This window comes from Candidatus Paracaedibacter symbiosus (assembly GCF_000757605.1).
In the GTDB taxonomy this organism is placed as follows: domain Bacteria; phylum Pseudomonadota; class Alphaproteobacteria; order Paracaedibacterales; family Paracaedibacteraceae; genus Paracaedibacter_A; species Paracaedibacter_A symbiosus.
In genome coordinates this window covers 6,946-9,435 of record NZ_JQAK01000009.1, presented here as the reverse complement: position 1 = coordinate 9,435, position 2,490 = coordinate 6,946, and the positions used below count along the sequence as shown (strand labels likewise).

General features: G+C 36.5%; 3 protein-coding genes. 2 read left to right on the top strand and 1 reads right to left on the bottom strand.

Annotated elements, in window-relative coordinates; all coding sequences use genetic code 11:
• Window positions 1-409: 409 nt before the first annotated feature.
• Together IG80_RS0111080 and IG80_RS0111075 are read left to right on the top strand one after the other, a co-directional pair.
• A complete protein-coding gene (locus IG80_RS0111080) occupies window positions 410-646 on the top strand; it encodes a response regulator (protein ID WP_032114097.1) in 237 nt (78 codons plus the stop codon).
• 316 nt (window positions 647-962) lie between these two features.
• Window positions 963-1,940, top strand: coding sequence for an IS110 family RNA-guided transposase (locus tag IG80_RS0111075; protein ID WP_032114099.1), 978 nt, complete (start codon window positions 963-965; stop codon window positions 1,938-1,940).
• 89 nt (window positions 1,941-2,029) lie between these two features.
• Here the strand turns inward: IG80_RS0111075 and IG80_RS12820 are convergent.
• Window positions 2,030-2,490, bottom strand: a 461-nt coding sequence (locus IG80_RS12820) for a hypothetical protein (RefSeq protein WP_032114098.1), incomplete at its 5' end; no start/stop codon positions are given.

The following is a 2,490-nucleotide window of genomic DNA, read 5'->3' as shown; positions in this document are numbered from 1 at the left end:
ATCGAAACTTAAATTTCGTAATAACTTCGTATAGCATACATTATACGAAGTTATACGAAACCCATATTGTTTTATATTGACCCTGATGGTATGGCCTGAGCGACTTTAAGAAGCTTTGATAATAAGGCATGATTAAAGAGCTTAACCATAATAAGGAGACCGTATTATGGAAGTTAAGATCTTTGCTGACAGAAAACTTTTATATTATTGGCAAACCAAAATTCGAAAAATTATAACCGCTTGAGTATAATGTGAATTAGAGATGTCAATTTTTGTTGGAGAATGAGGGTATTAGGGAGTATTGATTACTTTATGCACTAAGTCCTGGGAAAACTCCTGTATAATTAAACAACATTTCCAATGTAAATTATTCCATAATTTAATTGCCTTACTTTAGATTGAAGTAAGGTTGCCTTTACCAAAAATTAATACGGTGAATGGCCAGGAGGCGGTAGAGGCTTGTCAAAATAAATCCTATGATGTTGTTCTTATGGATGGGACAATGCCTATTATGGATGGCTTTGAGGCAACACAAGAAATACGGAAAGTTTTTGATGCGAAAACGCTCCCTGTCATTGGTGTTACTGCTCATGCTATGACTGAGGATCGAGAAAGGTTCCTAAAGAGTGGCATGAACAACTTTTAACCCTCAAATCCTTAAAAATAATCCTTGATCCTTAACACAGTATTAGAACCATTTTCCTTAGATAAACTCTACCTTTAGCGCAAAGTTGCAACATGTATGTTGCTGAGGAGCCTATGAGAGAGTAGCTAAGCCTTGTAGGCTGGAAGAGGTGACTCTGTATTTGCAACAAGACACCAAATCTGAGGTTCTGATAAGAGCCCTCTTCCAATTGGTCTAGAGCTGAACAGTATCTTAAGAAAAGGTTCTACCTTATTCTGAATTCACATGACAAGCTAAAGACTCAAATAATCATATCAGTAGAGGGAAGGAAAAAAAGATGAATGAGGCTATATTAGGGATAGATGTTTCTAAGAAAGACCTTTCTATCGCTCTTCTCCTCCATACGTCTTATAAAAAATACAAGGTCTCTAATAACATTAAAGGCTTCATAGGTCTAACAAAGTGGCTGCAAGCACAAGGTATTGAACAAGTTAAGGCCTGTATGGAAGCCACAGGAAGCTATGGAGAGAAGCTTGCAGATTATCTCTATGAACAAGGACATCAAGTTCATATTGTTAATCCTGCTTGTATTAAAGCCTTTGCCAGAAGCAAGCTTAGTCGCCATAAAACAGATGAGGTTGATGCTCACCTGATTGCAGAGTATGCGAGCAAGAATGAGTTAAGAGCCTATAAGCCTAAAGAGCCCATGTTAAAAGAATTAAGATCTCTTTATCGATGCTTGCAAAACTTGAAGGAACAACATACTCAAGTTGGAAACTTCTTAGAAACCAAAGACTGCCTTCCAAAAAGTGTTGAGAAAGTTTATCAAAACCTCATCAAGCATATAGAGAAGCAAATTAACGTCGTTAATGTTGCTATAGACCAAGTGGTCTCTTCAAAAGAGAGCTTAAACCAGGATTGTAGGAACCTTCAAAGCATTCCAGGCATTGGCAAAATAACAGCCATAGCTATTCTTGCAGAAATCCCTGAACTTTCTTCTTTAGAAAGTGCCAGGCAATTAGCTGCATATGCTGGTCTTACGCCATCTCATAGAACATCAGGGACTTCTGTTAAAGGAAGATCTTGTCTTTCTAAAATAGGTTCTTCTTCTTTAAGGAAAGCTCTTTATTTTCCAGCTATCGCAGCTAAAAATCATAATCCGCTTCTTCAACCCTTTGTCCAAAAATTAGAGAAAAAAGGTAAACATACTATGGTGATTATAGGCGCTATTATGAGAAAGCTTCTCCATATATGCTTCGGGGTGCTGAAATATAAAACAGTTTTTAACCCTGAAATTCTTAAAATTAATCCTTGATCCTTAACACAGTATCAGAACCCTTTAAATCGCTTTGTTGCCTAAATTAAATAATGAAAGAAGTTATTCTTATATAATTTAATTATATCTTAATCTTCTTTTGGAATAGGGTTATTTCTGAAGAGGGGGTTATGAAAACAGTGCATAAACTGAGAGTGGACTACTGAAATATCAGGGGTTACTATTTGTGCAAACTCAGCTGCTGCTCTCACGCATGTTGCTATTTCTTTTGGGTAATTAAATTGGTCAATCTTACGGTTTCTTTCTTCTTCTGAATCAATAATCTGTTCTCTCACTCTATTTAAATTATCTCTTATCCGAATATGAGACCTCACATTTAAGCTATTTTCATCTTCAAGTTGCTTTACTCTTTGATGCGTTGCTCTTAGTCCAATCCTTTTCTCATACCAGCCTGCATGTTCGCCTAAAGGGCTCATATCCTTCCTTATAGGTAGGCGGCGCTTTATTTTACCTCTTAGGTGCTGTGCTAAACTACCTTCATAGTCCCTAAGACACTCATTGAGTATTTTATCATTATTGATATAATGCT